Annotated in this window: 24 protein-coding genes, 4 tRNA genes and 2 rRNA genes; 28 read left to right on the top strand and 2 right to left on the bottom strand. The window is 36.1% G+C overall.

Annotation, left to right across the window (positions count from 1 at the left end; translation table 11 throughout):
• The 6 genes from BN3326_RS21035 to BN3326_RS21010 all read left to right on the top strand — a co-directional run.
• Positions 1 to 122 (top strand): 23S ribosomal RNA (locus tag BN3326_RS21035); the annotation flags it as partial.
• A 149-nt stretch (positions 123 to 271) separates the two neighbouring features.
• Positions 272 to 343, top strand: a tRNA-Asn gene (locus BN3326_RS21030).
• Positions 344 to 376: 33 nt separating this feature from the next.
• A tRNA-Glu gene (locus tag BN3326_RS21025) sits at positions 377 to 448 on the top strand.
• A gap of 1 nt (position 449) precedes the next feature.
• Positions 450 to 567, top strand: a 5S ribosomal RNA gene (gene rrf, locus BN3326_RS21020).
• Between the two features lie 5 nt (positions 568 to 572).
• Positions 573 to 644, top strand: a tRNA-Cys gene (locus tag BN3326_RS21015).
• A 152-nt stretch (positions 645 to 796) separates the two neighbouring features.
• Positions 797 to 867: transfer RNA gene (locus BN3326_RS21010), tRNA-Cys, on the top strand.
• 57 nt (positions 868 to 924) lie between these two features.
• On the opposite strand, the gene BN3326_RS21005 is transcribed toward BN3326_RS21010, so the two are convergent.
• A complete protein-coding gene (locus tag BN3326_RS21005; RefSeq protein WP_070001195.1) occupies positions 925 to 2,724 on the bottom strand; it encodes a heme NO-binding domain-containing protein in 1,800 nt (599 codons plus the stop codon).
• A 253-nt stretch (positions 2,725 to 2,977) separates the two neighbouring features.
• On the opposite strand from BN3326_RS21005, the gene BN3326_RS21000 reads away from it, so the two are divergent.
• The 10 genes from BN3326_RS21000 to BN3326_RS20955 all read left to right on the top strand — a co-directional run bounded on the left by BN3326_RS21000 (position 2,978) and on the right by BN3326_RS20955 (position 10,709).
• A complete protein-coding gene (locus BN3326_RS21000) occupies positions 2,978 to 3,697 on the top strand; it encodes a fumarylacetoacetate hydrolase family protein (RefSeq protein WP_070001194.1) in 720 nt (239 codons plus the stop codon).
• Between the two features lie 67 nt (positions 3,698 to 3,764).
• Positions 3,765 to 3,956 carry a DUF951 domain-containing protein gene (locus BN3326_RS20995; RefSeq protein WP_070001193.1) on the top strand — a complete coding sequence of 64 codons (192 nt, stop codon included), beginning with the start codon at positions 3,765 to 3,767 and terminating at the stop codon, positions 3,954 to 3,956.
• 143 nt (positions 3,957 to 4,099) lie between these two features.
• On the top strand, positions 4,100 to 4,390 hold the full coding sequence (rpsF, locus tag BN3326_RS20990; protein WP_070001192.1) for a 30S ribosomal protein S6: 291 nt from the start codon (positions 4,100 to 4,102) through the stop codon (positions 4,388 to 4,390).
• Positions 4,391 to 4,419: 29 nt separating this feature from the next.
• Positions 4,420 to 4,869 (top strand): single-stranded DNA-binding protein, encoded by a 450-nt coding sequence (locus tag BN3326_RS20985; protein WP_070001191.1) that lies wholly within the window; start codon positions 4,420 to 4,422, stop codon positions 4,867 to 4,869.
• Between the two features lie 39 nt (positions 4,870 to 4,908).
• Positions 4,909 to 5,142 carry a 30S ribosomal protein S18 gene (gene rpsR, locus BN3326_RS20980; protein WP_070001190.1) on the top strand — a complete coding sequence of 78 codons (234 nt, stop codon included), beginning with the start codon at positions 4,909 to 4,911 and terminating at the stop codon, positions 5,140 to 5,142.
• A gap of 208 nt (positions 5,143 to 5,350) precedes the next feature.
• Positions 5,351 to 6,319, top strand: a complete 969-nt coding sequence (locus tag BN3326_RS20975; protein WP_070001189.1) for a DUF2232 domain-containing protein — start codon at positions 5,351 to 5,353, stop codon at positions 6,317 to 6,319.
• A 20-nt stretch (positions 6,320 to 6,339) separates the two neighbouring features.
• Positions 6,340 to 8,349, top strand: coding sequence for a DHH family phosphoesterase (locus BN3326_RS20970; RefSeq protein ID WP_070001188.1), 2,010 nt, complete (start codon positions 6,340 to 6,342; stop codon positions 8,347 to 8,349).
• Complete coding sequence (rplI, locus tag BN3326_RS20965) at positions 8,346 to 8,792, top strand: 50S ribosomal protein L9 (RefSeq protein ID WP_070001187.1); 447 nt, start codon at positions 8,346 to 8,348, stop codon at positions 8,790 to 8,792. The genes BN3326_RS20970 and rplI overlap by 4 nt, the downstream gene beginning before the upstream one ends.
• A 38-nt stretch (positions 8,793 to 8,830) precedes the next feature.
• On the top strand, positions 8,831 to 10,159 hold the full coding sequence (gene dnaB, locus BN3326_RS20960; protein WP_070001186.1) for a replicative DNA helicase: 1,329 nt from the start codon (positions 8,831 to 8,833) through the stop codon (positions 10,157 to 10,159).
• Positions 10,160 to 10,211: 52 nt separating this feature from the next.
• Positions 10,212 to 10,709, top strand: a complete 498-nt coding sequence (locus tag BN3326_RS20955) for a GNAT family N-acetyltransferase (RefSeq protein WP_070001185.1) — start codon at positions 10,212 to 10,214, stop codon at positions 10,707 to 10,709.
• A 55-nt stretch (positions 10,710 to 10,764) separates the two neighbouring features.
• On the opposite strand, the gene BN3326_RS20950 is transcribed toward BN3326_RS20955, so the two are convergent.
• Positions 10,765 to 11,814, bottom strand: a complete 1,050-nt coding sequence (locus tag BN3326_RS20950; protein WP_070001184.1) for an NAD(P)H-dependent flavin oxidoreductase — start codon at positions 11,812 to 11,814, stop codon at positions 10,765 to 10,767.
• Between the two features lie 207 nt (positions 11,815 to 12,021).
• Between BN3326_RS20950 and BN3326_RS20945 the strand changes: the two genes are divergently transcribed.
• The 12 genes from BN3326_RS20945 (at position 12,022) to BN3326_RS21810 (ending at position 21,800) form a co-directional block, all read left to right on the top strand.
• Complete coding sequence (locus BN3326_RS20945) at positions 12,022 to 12,471, top strand: MarR family winged helix-turn-helix transcriptional regulator (protein ID WP_141722967.1); 450 nt, start codon at positions 12,022 to 12,024, stop codon at positions 12,469 to 12,471.
• Positions 12,472 to 12,491: 20 nt separating this feature from the next.
• The gene (locus BN3326_RS20940) at positions 12,492 to 13,457 is read left to right on the top strand and encodes a beta-ketoacyl-ACP synthase III (RefSeq protein ID WP_070001182.1); all 966 of its coding nucleotides are present in this window, start codon (positions 12,492 to 12,494) and stop codon (positions 13,455 to 13,457) included.
• A gap of 72 nt (positions 13,458 to 13,529) precedes the next feature.
• On the top strand, positions 13,530 to 13,757 hold the full coding sequence (acpP, locus tag BN3326_RS20935) for an acyl carrier protein (protein ID WP_070001181.1): 228 nt from the start codon (positions 13,530 to 13,532) through the stop codon (positions 13,755 to 13,757).
• Positions 13,758 to 13,783: 26 nt separating this feature from the next.
• Entirely contained in the window at positions 13,784 to 14,731 is a 948-nt protein-coding gene (gene fabK / locus BN3326_RS20930) for an enoyl-[acyl-carrier-protein] reductase FabK (protein ID WP_070001180.1), read from the top strand.
• Positions 14,732 to 14,775: 44 nt separating this feature from the next.
• Entirely contained in the window at positions 14,776 to 15,717 is a 942-nt protein-coding gene (gene fabD / locus BN3326_RS20925; protein ID WP_074463635.1) for an ACP S-malonyltransferase, read from the top strand.
• Entirely contained in the window at positions 15,711 to 16,454 is a 744-nt protein-coding gene (fabG, locus tag BN3326_RS20920; RefSeq protein WP_070001179.1) for a 3-oxoacyl-[acyl-carrier-protein] reductase, read from the top strand. Before fabD ends, fabG begins: the two co-directional genes overlap by 7 nt.
• A 26-nt stretch (positions 16,455 to 16,480) precedes the next feature.
• Positions 16,481 to 17,725 (top strand): beta-ketoacyl-ACP synthase II, encoded by a 1,245-nt coding sequence (gene fabF, locus BN3326_RS20915; protein ID WP_070001178.1) that lies wholly within the window; start codon positions 16,481 to 16,483, stop codon positions 17,723 to 17,725.
• The gene (gene accB / locus BN3326_RS20910; RefSeq protein ID WP_070001177.1) at positions 17,726 to 18,181 is read left to right on the top strand and encodes an acetyl-CoA carboxylase biotin carboxyl carrier protein; all 456 of its coding nucleotides are present in this window, start codon (positions 17,726 to 17,728) and stop codon (positions 18,179 to 18,181) included. It abuts the gene before it with no gap.
• A 17-nt stretch (positions 18,182 to 18,198) separates the two neighbouring features.
• The gene (fabZ, locus tag BN3326_RS20905) at positions 18,199 to 18,621 is read left to right on the top strand and encodes a 3-hydroxyacyl-ACP dehydratase FabZ (RefSeq protein ID WP_070001176.1); all 423 of its coding nucleotides are present in this window, start codon (positions 18,199 to 18,201) and stop codon (positions 18,619 to 18,621) included.
• Between the two features lie 16 nt (positions 18,622 to 18,637).
• Positions 18,638 to 20,014, top strand: coding sequence for an acetyl-CoA carboxylase biotin carboxylase subunit (locus BN3326_RS20900; RefSeq protein WP_070001175.1), 1,377 nt, complete (start codon positions 18,638 to 18,640; stop codon positions 20,012 to 20,014).
• Positions 20,004 to 20,858, top strand: a complete 855-nt coding sequence (accD, locus tag BN3326_RS21815) for an acetyl-CoA carboxylase, carboxyltransferase subunit beta (RefSeq protein WP_070001174.1) — start codon at positions 20,004 to 20,006, stop codon at positions 20,856 to 20,858. The genes BN3326_RS20900 and accD overlap by 11 nt, the downstream gene beginning before the upstream one ends.
• Positions 20,859 to 21,800: an acetyl-CoA carboxylase carboxyltransferase subunit alpha gene (locus BN3326_RS21810; RefSeq protein WP_141722966.1), complete on the top strand. Its 942-nt coding sequence runs from the start codon at positions 20,859 to 20,861 to the stop codon at positions 21,798 to 21,800. It abuts the gene before it with no gap.
• Positions 21,801 to 21,847: the final 47 nt, after the last annotated feature.

Genomic DNA, 21,847 nt, shown 5'->3' with positions numbered 1-21,847 from the left:
ATAAGACTTCCCATCCAGAAATGGAGTAAGACCCCTTAGAGACTATGAGGTTGATAGGTTGGAGCTGTAAGTGTAGTAATACATGTAGGTGACCAATACTAACGGTTCGAGGGTTTGACCTAAAAAACAAGTGACAATAAATCACTTAAAACGGTTAAATGAAAAATAATTTGATTGTGTTTAGTTTTGTGAGTACAAATAGCAAAAAACACTATTCTCCAACACAAAACGTTGTTCAATAGCAAAGAACGCTATTCTCTAGTATTCATATTCCTCGATAGCTCAGCGGCAGAGCATTCGGCTGTTAACCGAAGGGTCGTAGGTTCGAACCCTACTCGGGGAGTTTAAAGTCTCATAAGTAACTTGAGACTTGTAAGGCCCATTGGTCAAGCGGTCAAGACACCGCCCTTTCACGGCGGTAACAGGGGTTCGATTCCCCTATGGGTCATTTTGGTGACGATGCGATTTAGGGACACACCCGTTCCCATACCGAACACGTAGGTTAAGACTAAATCGGCCGATGGTACTTGTCTGGAGACGGACCGGGAGAGTAGGTGGTTGCCAAAGTTTACGGCGGCATAGCCAAGTGGTAAGGCAAAGGTCTGCAACACCTTCATTCACCAGTTCAAATCTGGTTGCCGCCTTACAAAAGAGTTTAGATTATTTCTAAGCTCTTTTTTATTTCTTTTCTATTTAATAGACTATGGCTTTTTTATATAGTAGCCAAGTCAATCATAATATGGAGAAAGAATAATTAAAAATGAAGATGCATATAGTAATATAGGGTTATATTTATGGCGGCATAGCCAAGTGGTAAGGCAGAGGTCTGCAACACCTTCACCACCAGTTCAAATCTGGTTGCCGCCTTTATAAAAAAGATCTCCCAGAAGCAGCTATTAATCAGCTTCTGGGAGATCTTTTTTCTTATAGCTTATACTTGCCTAATTCTGTTTTAAAGTAGTCAGTTATATTTCTAAAATCATGTATATGGTAAATAAGTTTGTTAATTTCACTTGTATATTTAGTTACATTAGCACTTACTTCTTCGGAAGATGCGGAATTTTCTTCAGCAATAGCAGCTAAGGATTCTATATTATTGAAAGCTATAGAAATACCGTCAGCATCATTTTTCAATTCAACGATTGTCTGCAGCATAGAAGAAGAGACTTTTTGAATAGCTTCATTAGCTTCAGAACTAATATTTTTTACATTTTCTAAACTTTTAGTTTCAGTTTCTAAAGAAATATATTCTTTTTGAAGTGCTTCAACAAAACTATTAATTTCTGCTACAAATTGATCAAGATGGTTATTAATTTCATTAACAGCACCTTTAGATTGTTCAGCAAGTTTTCTTACAGCTTCTGCTACAACAGCGAAGCCACGGCCTTCTTCACCAGCTCTAGCAGCTTCAATAGATGCATTAAGTGCAAGTAAATTAGTTTGTTCAGCAATACTTGATACCATACCTACGATACTCGTAATATTATGAGCCTGCTGATGAAGATATTCACTCTTCTTATTAATCATAGTGAAATGATTAAGTGTATTAAAGATATTTTGACTTGTAAGGGTCACATTTTGGTGGCTGCTGTCAATCTTTTTCATTGCGACTGAGAGTTCTTCTTTATTAGTATCTTCATTTTTAACAATTTGTCTGAGAATCTTTATATTATCACTGAGTACAGATGCAGCCTCAGTTGTATTTTCGGCCTGTGATACAGCCCCCATAGCAACTTGTTCTACCACATCAGCAATTTCAGTCGAAGTTTCTAACATATTATCAGAAATCGTATTAATATTTTTTACAAAGGTCTCCATTTCGTCTGTCACACCTTTAAAACCGACAAAATCTTTTTGGATAACTTGTTTATAGCTATTCATTCTATTATAAAGATCTTCAAAGAAATCATGTGTTGAAACTTTAGCATCATTTAAATAATTATTTTCAATTAACTTTTCCAGTTCCTCTTCTAACTCTTTTTTAGGCCGTAATAATAAAGCGATTGTTAAAGATGCGATTATCGCACTTCCAATAGCGAGGCCCCCCGCTTTATACCAGAGCTGAACGCCTACAATGGGCGTAAAAAGTATAAGATTGCATAAACCTACAAAGATACCGGCCTTAATAGGAATACTTCTAACGAAGCCAAATGATAGAAGATTATTAAAAAGATACTTTTTATGATAGTAAATATTTTCTGAAAAGATAAGCTTAACAGCTAAGTAATCAGATTTTCTTTCTAGTTCCTCAACTTGGACTTTTTCATTAAAAAATTCAATACATCCTTCAAGCAAACCATAAAAATAATCGAACATGCCTCTTTGAGATTGATATGTAAATACAGCCTCTGTACTAGATATAGGCTTGATAGAAACTAAAGGTGGTTTAGCACCAGAAAATTTCTTAGTCATCATAACATGTATGTCAAAAAGTGATCTTAAAAAAGAATACATATTAGGCTGCTTAAAAAAAGAAGGGAAATCTGCATGGAATGCTAATATATTGTCTTTGCCAATAATTTTCCATAACTCTGAAACGGGTACATTTATTTGTTCTGATATACGCTTAATAACATTTTTTACAGTATCATCATCTACATTTTCAATAGGTGAGAAAATCTTGTTTTGATCCCAACCCACACTGGACATAGCTTTTTGGATAATAGAATCACCATAGAGCTTTTTGCAAGTTTTCATCCAAGTGGATACTACCGTACCTTTCATATAATCACCATCCTAGGTTTCAATTTGATAGATCTATTATACATGGTTAATGAGATTTTGTTAATAACATATTTTTACAATTCATATTTATTCTTAAAATTACATATAGTTTGTTACAAAGACAGGATGTGATATAATACCTATAAAGATTAGAGCCGTCGATCAAAAAATGTTATATATTTTAAAATTGAGAGGTTTTAACGCATTTAGAAGTTAAAGTTAACTAAAGGTAGTAATTAAATGGAGGGAATATATGAAACTTATACGTTTTGAAACAAATGGCAAGCATTATACAGGAATACTAGATCATGATCAAATACGAGTAGATGAGCAGGTCTTTCATTTAAATGATGTTAAAATATTACCCCCTTGTGTACCTTCAAAAGCTGTTTGTGTAGGCTTAAATTACTCAGATCATGCGAGAGAAATGAAACTAACCCTTCCTAAGGAGCCTGTTGTATTTCTGAAGCCGCCTACAACCGTAATAGCTCATAATGAAAGCATAATCTATCCTAAGATGTCAAATAGAGTAGATTATGAGTGTGAACTTGCAGTTATCATTAAAAAGGCTGCAAAAAACATCAGTCAAGAAGAAGCCAGAGACTATATATTAGGGTATACTTGTGCAAATGATGTAACAGCTAGGGATTTACAAAAACCTGATGGGCAATGGAGCATATGTAAGTCTTTTGATACATTTTTACCATTAGGCCCTGTAATAGAAACTGATTTAGATCCCCAGCATTTAGAAATTAAGACTTATGTGAATGGTGTTCTTAAACAACATTCACATACTAAGAATCTTATTTTTGATGTCTATTATTTAGTTAGCTATATTTCACAGGTCATGACACTTCTTCCGGGGGACGTTATACTTACAGGTACCCCATCAGGCATAGGTCCTGTGGTAAAAGGCGATGAAGTCGTTATTGAAATAGAAAATATCGGCATATTAACAAACACTATTCAATAATTCAAAAAAAGATATTAAAGTGTATATTTTCTTAAAAATATGGGAACAAAACAAAGGAGGGTATAAAATGAACTATCTAGTTGGAGATGTAGTGCAAATGAAGAAGCCACATCCATGTGGTACAAATGAATGGGAAGTACTAAGAGTGGGTGTGGACTTCAAATTGCGCTGCCTTCATTGTAATCATTTAATCATGATACCACGAGAAAAGTTTGAGAAAAATGTAAAAAAAGTACTTAGAAATATAAAAACACAATAGATGAGCTTTTTAGAGTAATTTAAGTTTTAAAGATAAAAAGCTTGTTTTATAGGCGACTTTATGGTATGATTATTAACTGTAATGATTCCTTGCTCTATACAAAACTAAAGATATAGGGCCAATGTCCAAAAGGAGGTGCTAGTATGAAAAATTACGAATTAGCAATTGTGTTGTTTTCAACATTAAGCGAAGAAGAAAAGTTAGGAACACTTGAAAAAGTAAAAGATCTTATTGTACGTTTTGGTGGAGAAATCAAAAACGTAGACGATTGGGGCAAAAGAAAACTTGCTTATGAAATCGACAAACAAAAAGAAGGGTTTTACTATTTCATCCAATTTAATGGAGAGACTTCTACTCCAGCAGAAGTAGAAAGCAGAATTAACATTATGGAACCAGTTCTTCGTTATTTAATCATATCTCTCGAAGATAAATAGTATAATTACCTGAAAGAAGGGGTTTGAGTATGAATAAAGTAATATTAATGGGACGCTTAACAAGAGATCCGGAAGTGCGTTACTCACAGTCTGCAACACCTGTTGCAGTTGCAAGATATGGACTAGCTGTTAGAAGACAATTTGCCAGACAAGGTGAACAGGATGTAGATTTTTTTAATATTGTATCATTTGGAAAGGCTGGAGAATTTGCAGAAAAGTTCTTTAGAAAGGGACAAATGGTTTCTATTGTTGGAAGACTACAAGTTAACACTTGGGAAGATCAGCAGAAAGTTAAACATACATCAGTAGATGTAGTGGCAGAAGAACAACATTTTGCAGAAAGCAGAACATCTTCAGAATCCCGAGGTGTAATGGTAGATTCACCTATAAGCTCACCAGGAACAGCTCCCTCTTCAGGCAATTCAGTAGAAGGCTTTATGCCGACTCAAATCGAAGAAGATGATGATTTACCATTTTAATTAACTATTACTTATTAAAGTGAAGGAGGGAACAATACAATGGCAATGCAAAAAAGACATAACCGCAGAAGACGTAAAGTCAATCAATTTGCTGGTGATAATATTAAAAAGATAAATTATAAAGATATCAATACACTTAAAAAGTTTATCTCTGAAAGAGGAAAAATTCTTCCTAGAAGAATAACAGGTAACTCTGCTAAAGCACAACGTAAACTTACAGTTGCGATCAAACGTGCAAGACATATAGCACTTTTACCATATACACAAGATTAATTTTTATTGAACGGATTTACAACTTATAGATAGAATAAATAAGCACACACACATGCACACCACTACCTTAACAGGTAGTGTTTTTTTCTATATTTTAAAAAGTGAGTATAAACATAATGGATACTAGAATTAAAACCAATTTATATGGTATAATAAAAAAACATGAATTTCATATAAGCTATATGTAGATTAGGAGGTATACTGATACATGAAGCAGAATTCAAAAAGCATTATATTCATTTTAATGATGATGCTTGTTTATGTCTTATTAGCTCGTCTAGGTATTTATCATACAGGTGGCATTATATTATTTCCTATTCTTTCAGCACCACTTGCTGTATACCTTATAAAAAAACAATTAACACAAGGGGTAGACTTTCTATTTAATATAGCTATTATTATTGGCATTTATCTCTTAACAAACAGTGTACAAAGTGTTTTAATTTATATAATTAGTGTTAGCATACCAGCTTATGCTGCAGCATTCTTTTATAAAAAAGAAGTACCATTGCCTAATATGATCATGTATGTTTCAATTAGTGTTGCAGGTGCTATTTTTATATACTTAGGTGTTATGAAGTCTTTAGGGATCGATTATGAGGCACAATTTATTTTATTAGTAGATGAGATTAAAGGCGTATACTTTAATGTTTTAGAAACGATAGCACGACCAGCTTCAACGGAGAATATTTTAGAGCAAAGTATTATGAAAGAACTTATTACAGCTATAACAGATACAATAAAAAAAGTTTATCCAGCATTAATATTAACTGCAGGCGTTTTTTTGAGCAGCATTCAAGTTATTTTATTAAATATAGTACTAAGAAGTAAGGGAACGAAGCTACTTAGCTTAAAGCAGTTATTTAATTTTAAATTATCTAAAATAGCTGTACTTATTCTTTTTATTGCAATGATAATACCTTTATCACGTAACCAGGTAAATGATATCACATCTATTTTGTCACTTAATGTACTCTTTTTCCTGCAAAATTTGATGCAGGTTATGGGAATCATTTCGATTATTGTACTTTTAAGAAGAGCTACGGTGCATAATGCATTTAAAGTTCTAGGTTACATGATATTATTTATACTACTTATAATGCCAACTAATATCTTAATGATGTTTGGATGTTTTGATACTCTTTTTAATTATAGGAAAGCTCAAATTATAGTTTGATTCGGGGAAAGGAAATAGATATGAGAGATAAAACAAATAGTAGTTTTTCTTATACAATGAGGATATTAAAGTTTTCCCAAGTATTTATGAGTATTGGCATATTAGTAGGCGTATTTTCTATAGCTAATAATAGTGCAGGCATTGTTAGTTCGGTTTTATTTGCCCTTCTTTTAATAGGGTCCATTATTTTTGAAAAAAAGCTGCAAAATACATTAAAAGAACGCATAATCAAAGAAGCAGAAGAACTTTCTACACTCAAGAACACCATGTTTTCTAATGTTCAGATCCCTGTAGCTGTTATAGAGTATTCAGGGAGTATAAAGTGGGCAAATAAGGCTTTTTTGACTATGTGTGAAGTTAATGAACTTGTAGGAAAAAATATAAAAAACATAGTACAAGATATTAAACCTAATGAGTTTACAATAGCTCAAAGTACTTATGAAAAAGCTATAAAAATAAAAACAAAAGAATATAATATGCTTGTTGAGGCATTTACGAAAGTAGAAGATAAGCAGTCACACATGTTTGTACTATACTTTATAGATCATACGGAAACCAACCTTTTAAAGAAGATGATCAGAGATCAAAGATGTATGCTAGGGTATGTATGTATAGATAGTTTTGAAGAAATTATGCATAGTATAGAAGAAGTAAGAAGGCCTATGCTTATGGCTATAATAGATAGAAAAATTAACTTGTGGTTTAAAGAAAGAGAAGTTGTTGTTACAAAATTTGAAAGAGATAAATATTTGATGGTTTTTAATAGAAAAGAATTAGAAAACATGCAGGAAAGAAAGTTTGATATTTTAGATGAATTAAGGCACATACAAGTTGGAAACGAGCTCCCTGTTACAATAAGTATAGGTATTGGTTATAATCTGAGTTCGCTTAATGCCTCAAGAGAAGATGCAAGAGCTGCATTTGACCTCGCACAAGGAAGAGGCGGGGACCAGGCAGTTATTAAAAATAGTGATAAATATACTTTTTATGGCGGTAAAACAAAAGAAGTAGAAAAAAGTACACGAGTTAAAGTCAGGATAAAAGCATATGCCTTTAAAGAGCTTTTACATGAAGCTGACAAAGTCTATATTATGGGACACAAAGGGATTGATATGGATTGTTTAGGTGCAGCTATGGGTGTTTATAGAGCAGCAGCTATTATGGGTAAAAAAGCGCATATTATATTAGATGAACCTACCTTTGCAATACAGGCACTGTATAATAGAATACTAGAATCTAATGAATATGAAGATTTATTTATATCTCATGATATTGCCCAGGATGAAATAAAGAAAGATACACTTTTAGTGATTGTAGATGTACACAGAACGAGCTACTTAGAAGCACCTGAGATTTTAGAAGTGGCAGAGAAGGTTGTTATATTTGATCATCATAGAAAAAGCACAGACTTTATTGAAGATGCCGTACTTACTTATTTAGAGCCTTTTATCTCTTCAACCTGTGAGATGATAGCAGAAATTCTTAACTATCTCACAGATAAGATTAAGCTTACACAAATAGAAGCAGATGCTCTTTTAGCAGGTATTACAATTGATACTAAAAACTTTGTATTTAAAGCAGGGGTAAGAACTTTTGAAGCGGCAGCATTTTTAAGAAGAAATGGCGCTGATAGTAGTAGAGTACGTATGCTTTTTCAAAATGATATGGATTTTTATAAAGCAAGAGCTGCTGCGATTAAGGACGCAGAGATGTGGCATCCTAATATTGCGGTATCAGAGGTAGACGGCAAAATACCACATGCGCCTATTGTAGCAGCGCAGGTCGCAGACGAACTGCTTAATATTAAAGGGATAGAAGCGTCTTTTGTTATAACAAGTAAAGACGATTATGTTATGATTAGTGCAAGGTCTTTATATGATGTGAATGTGCAGCGTGTAATGGAGCTTCTTGGAGGTGGCGGACATTTAAGTGTGGCAGGTGCTCAGCTTAAAGATATCACACCACTTGAGGCTAAAGTAAAATTAAAAGAAGCTATGAATAAATATTTTGAGGAAGGTGAATCCAAATGAAAATTATTTTAACACAAGATGTAAAAAAAGTAGGTAAAAAAGGGGATATCTTAGAGGTCAAAGACGGCTATGCGCGTAATGCTTTGCTTCCCAAAGGGCTTGCAGTAGAAGCAAGTGCGGTTAATCTTAATCAAAGGAAATTAGAACAAAACGCTATGGACAAGAAAAAACAAGCGGAACTTGATGAAGCTAAGCAAATTGAAGCTAAACTTAAAGAGAAAGAAATTAAGCTTGCGCTTAAGACAGGTGAAGGCGGCAAAATATTTGGTTCTGTAACTTCAAAAGAAATAGCAGAAACAATTAAAAAAGAACTTGGTCTTGATATCGATAAGAAAAAAATCCAATTAAAAGAAGGCATTAAGTCACTTGGAACTCAAACTATCGCTATTAAATTGCACCCACAAGTAACTGCCAGTGTCACTGTTTCAATTGTTCAGGCATAAAGACTAAAGACTTAAGAAATGAAGGAGAGGAATAGTCTATGGAAGAGATGCAACACCTGAGGATTCCTCCACATAGCATAGAGGCTGAACAATCTGTTTTAGGGGCTATGATTATGGACCATGAAGCCGTAGTGGTAGCCAGTGAAATGTTAACGCCTGGTAATTTCTATAGGCCTGATCATGAGCAAATTTTTGCAGCCATTATGGAACTCTATACAAATGGCAGTCCGATCGACTTGATCACAATTCAAGATAAGCTTGTTCAAAAAGGCGTATTAGAACAAGTCGGAGGACTTAATTATATAGCAGAACTGGCGAGTATCGTTCCGACATCGGCACATATTAAGCAATACTCCAAAATTGTAGAAGAAAAGGCTGTTCTTCGAAGGCTTATTAAAGCAAGTAATGAAATTACAGCCAAGGGCTATGAGGGTGAAGAAACGATTGATGATATTATGGGATTTGCAGAAAAACAAATCTTTGATATCATACAAAACAAACGTACAGAAGATTTTTCACATATTAATCAAATAGTAATACAGTCTATTGATAAAATTGAACAAGCGCATCAAACAAAAGGTGGCGTAACTGGGGTGCCTACAGGGTTTATCGATTTAGATTATAAGACTGCAGGCTTGCAGCCATCAGATCTTATTTTAGTAGCCGCAAGACCATCAATGGGTAAAACGGCTTTTGCACTTAATATCATCCAAACAGCAGGTATTAAACATAAAAAAGGTGTAGCCGTATTTAGTCTGGAAATGTCAAAGGATCAGCTTGTAAGCCGTATGTTATGTGCAGAAGCAATGGTTGATTCACAAAAAGCACGTACAGGCGCACTGGAAAAAGAGGACTGGGATAGACTTGCAAGATGTATTCCAAATATTGCATCCTCTAGTATTTATATAGATGATACACCAGGTATCACAGTAATGGAAATGAGAGCCAAGTGTCGGAGATTAAAGATGGAAAAAGGACTTGACCTTATTATGATTGACTACCTTCAGCTCATGAGTGGTAATTCAAAGGGGGATTCAAGACAGCAGGAGATATCTGAAATATCCAGATCACTTAAAGCGCTTGCCAGGGAGATGGGGGCACCGGTCATAGCATTATCTCAGCTTTCGCGTGCATGTGAAGCTAGAGCAGATCATAGACCTATGCTTTCTGACCTGAGAGAATCGGGCGCAATAGAACAGGATGCCGATGTGGTTATGTTTCTTTATAGAGATGAATACTATCATCCTGATACAGATAAGAAAAATATAGGTGAAGTTATTATTGCTAAGCAAAGAAATGGTCCAACAGGAACCGTAGAACTTGTTTGGCTTGGACAATATACTAAATTTGCTAATATGCAGAGGTAATTTCAAAACATATAAAATAGTATTTATGTTTTTAAAGAGGGAAGCGAAAGTTATGGAGCAATGTACATTTGAAATGATTAGTGAAGAACATATAGATGAAGTAAGAGCTATTTATCTTTACTATATCAATCATTCAACAGCAACATTTCATAAAAGAGAAATATCAAAAGATGAAATGAGAGAGTTAGTTATATTTAATCATTCTAAATATGAAGGATACGTTATCAAATATGCAGGCGTTATATGCGGCTATGTGGTACTTACACAGTATAAAACAAGAGAAGCTTTTGATCAGACAGCAGAGGTAACCATTTATTTGAAACATGGGTATGAAGGACGAGGGATTGGTTCTTTGGCACTCCTTTTTATAGAAGGTCGTGCAAAAACAAAAAAACTTCATACACTTATAGGTCTTATATGTGGTGAAAATACAGGAAGTATAGCACTATTTGAGAAACATTGTTATAAGAAGTGTGCACATTACAAAGAAGTTGGGTATAAGTTTGATAGGTGGCTTGATCTTGTATGCTATCAGAAAATTATCACCTAATAGAGCCACAAAAAGCCATAAATTGACATTCTGGGTCAATTTATGGCTTTTTGTGTTAAGCAAGCGCTGCTTCTATTTCTTTGAAAACATCTTTTACATGTTCTAGATGAGTCGCCTTATAAGCATTACTGCCACAGAACAAAAGGGCATTCTCGGTATCCCCTGTGGCAGCAGCTATAAGTGCACTAGATATGCAATAAGGAATGTCTACTATACCACATTTATGGATACAATCATATAGACAGCTGTCATTTCCTGGGGGATTTTTAATAAAACCATTAAGAATGGCTCGGCCAGGCATACCCACAGGACTTTTTATAATACCTATATCCTCTTTACGGGCATTCATATAAGCTTCCTTATAAATAAGAGGGGCATCACATTCATAAGTGGTGACAAAACGCGTTCCCATTTGCACACCATCAGCACCATTTGCAAGAGCATGGGCTACATCTTCACCTGTATAAATACCTCCAGCTGCGATAACAGGAATTGATTTATGATATTTTGCTTCATATTCAGAAGCTATTTTTTTAACATCATTTACAATATCAAGTACATTTTCTTCCTTAGAAACATCATCAGGTGAAAAGCCGAGATGTCCACCAGCAAGAGGCCCTTCAACTACGATACAATCAGGTGCATACTGATACCTCTTATCCCACATGCGACAAATGACGCTAGCAGCTTTTCCAGAAGATACAATAGGGGCAATTTGTGTAGAACTTCCTTGTACAAGCCCAGGTAGGTCTAAAGGAAGACCTGCACCAGATATAATAAGGTCAATTTTACAGCTTACAGCTTTTTTGACAAGTTCAGCATAATTTTTCATAGCTACCATTAAGTTGACACCTATAATACCATTTGGAGCTATTGTACGCGCATTTGCAATTTCTTTCTCAAGAGCTCTTAAGTTAGCGCCCAATGTATTAGCTATAAAATCAGATTCTCTAAAGCCTATTTGTACGCCAGAAAGAATGCCGATCCCACCACATTTTGCCACATGGCCAGCAAGAGAGCTAAGAGAAATACCAATTCCCATACCTCCTTGAATGACAGGAAAAGACGGCATTAGATGTCCGATGTTTAATTTTTTAGAAGACATAATTCAATCACCTCGATAGTATACTTTGAAAATCAAAATAAATTGTTTGATAATCAAAGTATATTATTGTGGCAAAAGAATGTCAATAGAAAATACTTTAACAATCAAACTTGACAAAATGGGATTAAGTGGGATATACTTTGGATGTAAAATACTTTGATAAACAAAATATTCTATATTCAAAGTTTACGGTTGGAGGAGATGGGCTTGCAAAACTCTATAGAAGTAGTCAATGAACTGCTTGTAAATTTGTTTAATGATATACTTACAATTGAAAAAGCAGCCCTTGATAGTGGGCCGTTTAATGACTTAACGATGACAGAGTTACATGTTATAGAGGCAATTGGCTTTGCACCAAGGACAATGACTGAAGTAGCAAGCCAGTTAGGCATTACTGTAGGGACGCTTACAACTACTATTAATCGTCTTGTAAAAAAAGAGTATGTTCTTAGAAATCATGCTCAAGACGACAGACGATTTGTAGTGATTACACTGACAAATAAAGGGAAACTTGCCCATAGATTACATGAAAGTTTTCATGCGACGATGGTTAAAAGTATAGTAGACGGCATGTCAGAAGAAGATAATAATATACTTATTGAATCACTTAAGCGCTTAACTGAATTTTTTAGAGAGCAGTACGATATTACAAAATAACCATATAGGAGATCAAAGACATGTATGGAGTAAAAATAAGTGGCCTAGGTAAAGCAGTGCCAGAACTTGAAGTATCTAATGATGATATCGCTAAATTTATTGATACATCAGATGAGTGGATTGAATCGCGAACAGGCATAAAATCCAGACATATCTCAACAGGAGAAACCACAACTGACTTAGCAGCCTCAGCTGCACAGCATGCGCTTACAGACAGCGGCCTAAATGCTGATGCAATAGATTTAGTTATTGTTGCAACAGTAACCCCAGATTATACAATGCCAAGCACAGCTTGTTGTGTAGCACAAAGACTAGGTATTAAAAATGCCACTTGTTTTGACCTTGCAGCAGCATGCAGTGGTTTTATCTTTGCCTCAGAAGTCGCAGTAAGTCTTATTCATCAAGGCAATTATAAGCATGCACTAGTAATAGGTGCAGAAGTGCTCAGTAAGACTGTTGACTGGGAAGATAGAAATACCTGTGTGCTTTTTGCAGATGGCGCAGGTGCTGCTGTTTATGCAAGATCAAATGAAAATAAAGTGATTAAGATTTTAACAGCTAGCGATGGGGACGGAAGCGACCTTATTACACTGCCAAGTCTAACTGAGCCTAATAAGTTTAATGAGACACAAAATACTCAAAAGTATATGCAGATGAATGGCAGAGAAGTTTATAAATTTGCAACAACAGCTGTTCCACAGAATATACAAAATGTTTTAGCTGATACCGGTTATACGCCGCAAGATATAGATTTGTTCATTTTACATCAAGCAAATGCTAGGATCATGGATAGTGTAGCGAAAAAACTAGATGTAGATAATGAGAAATTTTTTAAGAATTTACACAAGTATGGTAATACCTCAGCCGCTAGTATTCCAATAGCGCTTGCTGATGCAAAAGAAAAGCTAAAGCCCGGAGACAAGATTATTTTATCAGGTTTCGGAGCAGGACTCACATGGGGCAGTATGTTTATTGTATGGGAATAATGGTCCCAGGGAATAGTATCCAATAGGCTATAAGCCATTTAGGATAAATTATAATATTAGGAGGAAGTTAAAATGGTATTTGAAAAATTACAAGCAATCGTAGCAGACAAATTAGGTATTGAAGAATCAGAAGTTAAAATGGAGTCAACATTTCGTGATGATTTAGGTGCAGATTCACTGGATCTTTTTGAAATCGTTATGGCAATTGAAGAAGAATTTGGCATCTCAATTTCAAATGAGGATGTAGAGCAAATTCAAACAGCTGGAGATGCAGTAAACTATATTACAGAAAGACAATAAACCATTAACAAAGGAGTTTGAATGCTATGAATAGTATATGTGATATGCTGGGCATTAAATATCCTATATTTCAAGGTGCAATGGCGTGGGTAAGCAATCATGCCATTGCAGCGGCAGTATCAAAAGCAGGGGGTCTAGGCATTATAGCTGCAGGTAATGCACCAGCTGACTGGCTTAGAGAAGAAATAAGAGCATGCAAAAAGGTAACTGATAAACCTTTTGGTGTCAATGTTATGCTTCTTAGCCCCCATGCTGATGAAGTTGCAAAGGTGGTAGCAGAAGAAGGCGTAAAGGTTGTTACGACTGGTGCTGGTAACCCAGGGAAATATATGGAATTATGGAAATCTAAAGGTATAAAAGTTATTCCCGTTGTCCCATCTGTGGCTATTGCTAAAAGAATGGAAAAAGAGGGAGCTGATGCAATTGTTGCTGAAGGATGTGAATCTGGAGGGCACATTGGTGAGCTCACAACAATGGCTCTTATACCACAAGTAGTAGATGCAGTAAGTATTCCTGTTATAGCAGCTGGAGGCATCGCTGATGGCAGAGGTTTTGCAGCAGCAATGATGTTAGGCGCACAGGCAGTGCAAATCGGTACACGCTTTTTAGTAGCTGAAGAATGTACTGTGCATGAAGCTTATAAAGAAAAGGTATTAAAAGCTACAGATATTGATACTGTAGTAACAGGGAGATCAACAGGACATCCCGTCAGAGTATTTAAAAACCAAATGACAAGAACTTTTATGAAATTAGAAAAAGAGGGTACAGACTTAAATAAGCTTGAAGAGCTAGGTGCTGGAGGACTCTACAGAGCAGTAATAGAAGGTGATGTCATGAATGGCTCTGTTATGGCAGGACAAATTGCAGGCCTTGTTAAAAAAAGGCAGCCAGCAGAGGAAATTATTGAAGAACTTATGAAAGAATTAAAAGAAATAACACTGCAAAGAACACATTATATTAACGAAAACATGTAATCTATAGTACAAAGAAATATTGAAGAAAGCAGGTAGTGGTAGAGGTGAAAACAGCGATATTATTTCCCGGGCAAGGCGCTCAAAGTATAGGGATGGGCAAGAACTTATATGATAATTATAGTGAAAGTAAAAGAATATTCGATGCGGCAGCTGATATTTTAGATTGGGATATAAAAGAAGTTTGCTTCGAAGATTCGCAAGGAATTATTAATCAAACCCGTTATACACAAGCTGCACTTTTTACCACGAATGTAGCTGCTTATGAAGCTTTGAAAGCTAAAGGGTTTAAGGCAGATGCAGTACTTGGATTTAGCCTAGGGGAATACAGTGCTATTATGGCAGGTGGCGCCCTAGGTTTTGAAGAAACTTTGAAATTAGTTGAAAAAAGAGCAGGCTATATGGAGACATGTGCAAAAGCACATCCAGGTGGTATGGTAGCTGTGATTGGACTTGAAATAGATAAAATAGATGAAGTGTGCAAGAAGGTTACAAAAGAAATAGGGCCGGCAGAAATTGCTAATGATAATTGTCCAGGGCAAGTTACATTATCTGGAACAAAAGAAGCACTAGAGGCAGCTATGCCATATCTTAAAGAGGCAGGGGCTAAAAGGGTATTGCCTCTTCAAGTAAGCGGCGCTTTTCATAGCTCGCTGATGAAAGATGCTGCGGATGCACTGCAGGCAGAGATTGAACATATCACTTTTAATGAAGTGAATATACCTATTATAAGCAATGTAACGGCAGATTACATGAACAAGAATCAGATAATTGCTAATATTCCTTTGCAAGTAGTAAAAGGGGTTCGGTTTAGAGAAAGTATTCTGCATTTAATAGGTGAAGGATTTGATACATTTATAGAAGTGGGTCCTAAACGCACACTCTGTAATTTGGTTAAGAAAATATCTGGTGATGTTAGGGTGTTAAATGTAGAAGATCAAGCTTCTCTTGAAAATGTAATAGAGATTATAGGAGGCAAAGTATGCTAAAAGATAAGGTTGCAATCGTTACAGGAAGTGTAAGAGGAATAGGAAAAGAAATCGCTATGCTTTACGCAGAGAACGGCGCAAAGGTTGTTATTAATTACCCGATGCACAGCATGGGCCAAGAAGCCAAAGCAGTAGTTGAAGAAATAGAAGAAAAAGGCGGCAGTGCTGTTGCTATTTGTGCGGATATTTCAAACTTTGAAGAATCAAAAGCACTTATTGATAAGACGATCAATCACTTTGGCAAACTAGATATTCTTGTAAATAATGCAGGGATAACGAGAGATATGCTGCTTCTAAGAATGACAGAAGAAGAATTTGATCAAGTTATTGCTGTTAATCTAAAAGGCGTGTTTAACTGTACAAAACATGCTACAAAAGTTATGTTAAAAACTGGCGGCAGTGTTATTAATATGGCATCTGTAGTTGGACTTGCAGGCAATGTAGGACAGTGTAATTATGCAGCATCAAAAGCTGGTATTATCGGATTTACAAAATCCGCAGCAAGAGAATTCGGACAAAAAAATATTCGTATCAATGCTATTGCGCCAGGCTTTATTGTATCAGAGATGACAAATGTTCTTCCAGATGCAGTAAAAGAAGCAACAACAAGTAATATTCCAATGAAACGCTATGGAAGCATGAAAGACGTAGCAAATACAGCATTGTTTTTAGCAAGTGACCTTGCAACTTATATTACAGGAGAAACAATTAGAGTAGACGGCGGTATGGCAATGTAATCTAACCCTAATAAGGAGGTGGAAAAATGAGTAATAGAGTAGTTGTTACTGGGATGGGAGTCGTATCCCCTGTAGGTAATGATATCGATACTTATTGGAATAATTTAAAAGAAGGCGTGAGTGGTATTAAACTTATCTCCGATGCAAATCATTTGGAAGAATTACAAGTAAAGGTTGCAGGAGAAGTCACAGACTTTCAGCCAGAAAAACATATGGATAAAAAAGAGCAAAGAAGACTTGCGAAATTTTCTCAGTTTGCTATTTATGCTAGTAAAGAAGCATTAGAGCAGGCGGGTATAGATATGACTAAAGAAGATCCTACTAGAGTGGGCGTTATCATCGGAAGTGGTATAGGTGGACTCGGTGTTATAGAAGAAGAAGCGAAAAAGCTAAGAGAAAAAGGTGCTAAAAGAATATCTCCGCTTTTTGTACCTATGGCTATTGTAAATATGGCAGCAGGCAATGTATCTATTTATACAGGTGCAAAGGGTATTTGTTCAACAGTTGTAACAGCTTGTGCATCGGGTACCCATTCAATTGGTGAAGCCTTTAGAGCACTTAAACAAGGTATTAATGATGTCATTATTGCAGGTGGTACTGAGGCATGTATTACACCCCTTGGTATAGCTGGCTTTAGTGCACTTACGGCACTTAGCAGTTCAAGTGATCCTAAAAGAGCATCTATTCCATTTGATAAAGAGCGAGATGGCTTTGTTATGGGAGAAGGTGCGGGTGTTTTAGTACTTGAAACACTAGAACATGCAAAGAAAAGAGGGGCACGTATTCTTGCAGAAGTAGTAGGGTATGGCGCAACAGGAGATGCCTATCATATTACCTCCCCTATGCCTGATGGTGAAGGGGCGACAAAAGCAATCCAAGAAGCTATTAATGAAGCTGGTATTGATCCAAGTGAAATAGATTACATCAATGCTCATGGTACAAGTACACCTTACAATGATAAGATAGAAACACTAGCTATTAAAAAAGTATTTGGGTATGACACTAAGGTAGCTATTAGTTCAACTAAATCGATGACAGGACATCTTTTAGGAGCAGCTGGTGGTATAGAAGCAGTGGCTATTGTTAAAGCTGTAGAAGAGGATTTTGTTCCGCCTACAATTGGCCATCAGGTTTCAGATGAAGAATGTGATTTAGATTATGTACCTAATGTAGGAAGAGCGATGAAAGTTAAATATGCAATGAGTAATTCACTAGGATTTGGCGGACATAATGCAAGTATTATAGTCAAAAAGTGGGAGGATGAAGTATAGATGGATATTGAAATTATTAAACAATTAGTTAATGAGTTTAAAGAAGCTGATCTTACGAAGTTATCGCTCAAATGTGACACATTTGAGATTAACCTTGAAAAAGAAAAAGAGATCGTTCAAATAGCCAGCTCCCAAGTCGTTCAACCAGCTATGAATTATCCAACTATTGCTATTAATAACGAAAGTGACAATGTTGTTATTAAAAAAGAAGATTGCTCAGAAAAAAAACAAATTACTTCACCGATGGTAGGGACTTTTTATGCATCAAGTACTCCTGGGGGAGCACCGTTTGTAACAGTAGGTTCTAAAATTAAAAAAGGTGACGTGATTTGTATTATAGAAGCTATGAAACTTATGAATGAAGTGGAAGCCGAAGTAGACGGCGAAATAGTAGAAGTATTAGTAAAAAATGAACAAATGGTAGAGTATGCTCAGCCATTATTTGTGATTAAATAATTTAAGGGAGTGAAACCATGTTAAACATTCAGCAAATTATGGAGATTTTACCCCATAGATATCCCTTTCTACTTGTAGATAAGGCTGAAATACTAGAAAATGGCGCAGGTGTTATAGGGTACAAAAACGTTACAATGAATGAACCATTTTTTCAGGGACATTTTCCAGGACTGCCTGTAATGCCAGGAGTTCTTATCGTAGAGGCATTAGCACAAGTTGGTGCCATTGCTATTTTATCTCAAGAAGCAAATAAAGGTAAAGTTGCCTACCTTGCCTCGGTTAAAGAAGCTAAATTCAGAGACAAAGTACTGCCAGGAGATATTTTAAAGCTAGAGTGCTCGATTATTAAACAAAAAGGCCCCATGGGCATTGGTAAAGCACTAGCTACTGTAGATGGCAAAAAAGTGTGTGAAGCAGAAATTATGTTTGCTATAGGCTAAGGGGAGGTGAGACATTGTGATTCAAAAAGTGCTTATCGCTAATAGAGGTGAAATAGCCGTTCGTATTATAAGAGCTTGCCAAGAAATGGGTATAGCAACTGTAGCTGTTTACTCTACTGCAGACCAAGAGGCGCTGCATGTTAAACTTGCTGACGAAGCTGTTTGTATAGGGAGTCCGCTTTCTAAGGACAGTTATCTCAATATAGAAAACATTATCAGTGCAGCAATTTTAACAGGCTCAGATGCTATTCACCCAGGTTTTGGATTTTTATCAGAAAATGCTAAGTTTGCAGAGATATGCAGTCAGTGTGATGTTAAATTCATAGGACCTACAGCTGATATGATCCGTATGATGGGAGATAAAGCAAAAGCCAGAGAAATGATGATGCAGGCAGATGTACCTGTAGTACCAGGTTCTGATGGCAAAATAGCAGATGCACAATCAGCCAAAAAGATTGCAGATCAAATAGGTTATCCTGTCATGCTAAAGGCCTCGGCAGGTGGTGGTGGTCGTGGAATGCGTATTGTATGGGAAGAGTGTGAGCTTGAAAAAGCTTTCTTATCAGCAAGCAGTGAAGCGAGTAATGCTTTTGGTGATGGCAGTATGTATATGGAAAAATATGTACAAAACCCACGCCATATAGAATTTCAAATATTAGGTGACGCTTATGGCAATATTGTACATCTAGGCGAAAGAGATTGCTCACTTCAAAGGCGACATCAAAAAGTTATAGAAGAGGCCCCCTCACCTTTTTTAAGTGAAGAACTTAGAGAAAGTATGGGAGAAGCAGCTATTAGAGCTGCTCAGGCAGTTAACTATGAGAATGCAGGAACTATTGAGTTTATTGTGGATAAAAATGGACATTTTTACTTTATAGAAATGAATACACGTATTCAAGTAGAGCATCCTATTACAGAGATGATAACAGGTGTAGATCTTATTAAAGAACAGCTAAAAATTGCATCTGGAGAAAAACTAAGTCTTACCACAGAAAATATTAAGTTAAAAGGACATGCAATTGAATGTCGTATTAATGCTGAAAATCCATACAAAAACTTTAGACCTTGTGCAGGCACTGTATCAGAGCTTCATCTTCCAGGTGGTCGCGGGGTTAGAATAGAAACAGGGTTATATCAAGGGTACAAAGTACCGCCTACTTATGATTCGATGCTTGCAAAGATTATTACCTATGGGGATACGAGAGAAGAAGCTATCAACATTATGGAAAGGGCTTTGGGGGAGTTAGTTATAGGTGGTTTAGATACGAATATCTATTTCCAATATCAACTACTTAACACCAAGGCATTTAAAGAAGGTAATTTTGATACTTCCTTTATTGAAAAAAACCTAGAAGCAATTTTAGAACAGGGAGAGGATGACGATGCTAGATAATTTCATTAAGCGATCAAAGAAATATGCTACTGCGAATCCTCAGCCAAAAAAAACAGGCATACCAGAAGGTATGTACGTTCAATGTCCAGGATGTAAGAAAAGTATCTATAAAACAGATCTTAAAACACAGCTTGGCGTATGTCCGGACTGTTCATATTATTATCCTCTTTCGCCCAGAGCAAGGCTTGCAACAATAGCTGATAAAGGAACTTTTAGTGAGCTCGACAAAGATATGATGAGTGTCAATCCATTAGAGTTCCCAGACTATGAAAAAAAGTTGGTTAATTATATTGATAAAACGGATCAAAAAGAAGCTGTTATAACAGGTACAGCTGAAATAGAGGGTCAAAAAACAGTTATTGGCATTATGGATTCGAGATTTATGATGGGAAGTATGGGCTCAGTTGTAGGTGAAAAGCTGACAAGAGCTATAGAACATGCAACACTTCATAAACTTCCAGTTATTATTTTTACAGCATCAGGCGGTGCGAGAATGCAGGAAGGTATTTTCTCCTTAATGCAAATGGCAAAAACAAGTGCAGCTTTAGCCAGACATGATGAAAGTGGACTTTTATATATAAGCGTACTTACCGACCCAACTACAGGAGGCGTAACAGCAAGTTTTGCCATGTTAGGGGATGTCATTTTGGCAGAACCAGGTGCACTCGTTGGATTTGCAGGACCTAGAGTAATCGAGCAGACCATTAAGCAAAAACTACCCGAAGGTTTTCAACGGGCAGAATTTCTGCTTGAGCATGGTATGATAGACGCCATTGTCAAAAGACAAGAGATGAGAGAAACTCTTGGACGTTTATTAAAACTCCATCAAAAGGAGGCTAAGTAAATGGAAAATATAAGAGAACGGATCGAAGCTCTTGGCGAAGCCATTAATCAGCTTAGTCAATTAGAACAAACTCCAGAGATTACTGATGAAATAACAAGACTTAAAGGAGTTGTCTATAGATTAGAAAAAAAAGCAGGAACTTTGTATGATCCTTGGGATAAAGTTAAGATCGCAAGAAAAATAGAAAGACCAAGAGCCCAGTATTATATCGATAATATTGTTACAGATTTTATAGAACTTCATGGCGATCGTGCTTTTAAAGATGATAAAGCTATTGTAGGGGGTATCGGTAAAATCGGTGAGCATACAGTAACTATTATTGTGCAGAATAAGGGCAATACAGCAAAAGAAAATATAGAAAGAAACTTTGGAATGCCTCATCCAGAAGGTTATAGAAAAGCTCTAAGACTTATGAAGCAGGCTGAGAAATTCAACAGACCTGTTGTATGCCTTATAGATACACCAGGGGCTTATTGTGGCATTGGTGCTGAGGAAAGAGGACAAGGCGAAGCAATAGCTAGAAATCTTCTTGAAATGGCAAGGCTTAAGGTACCTATTATATCCGGTATTATTGGAGAAGGCGGCAGCGGAGGTGCACTGGCACTTGGTGTAGCAGACAGAGTGTTTATGCAGACTAATACGACCTATTCCATTCTTTCACCAGAAGGCTTTTCAAGTATTCTTTGGAAGGATAGCAATAGAGCCAAAGAAGCAGCTGGCATCATGAAGATTACAGCTAGGGATTTGCTTGAATATGGCATTATAGATGATATTGTAGAAGAACCAGTAGGCGGAGCTCATAAAGATCGTGAACAAGCAGCTCGTGCACTTAAAGCGTATATTGCAGCTCAGCTTGATGAACTTGTTATCAAGGATTGTGAAGAACTTGTCAATGAGAGATATGAGCGCTTTAGGGAGTATGGGGCTTATTTTGAGGAGTAGCAGGTTGCGCTTCTATGCATAATTTAAGAGGTTATTTGAAAGGTTGA

This window comes from Cellulosilyticum sp. I15G10I2, from assembly GCF_900095725.1.
Lineage (GTDB): Bacteria > Bacillota > Clostridia > Lachnospirales > Cellulosilyticaceae > FMMP01.
This window is presented reverse-complemented; position numbering and strand designations above follow the sequence as displayed.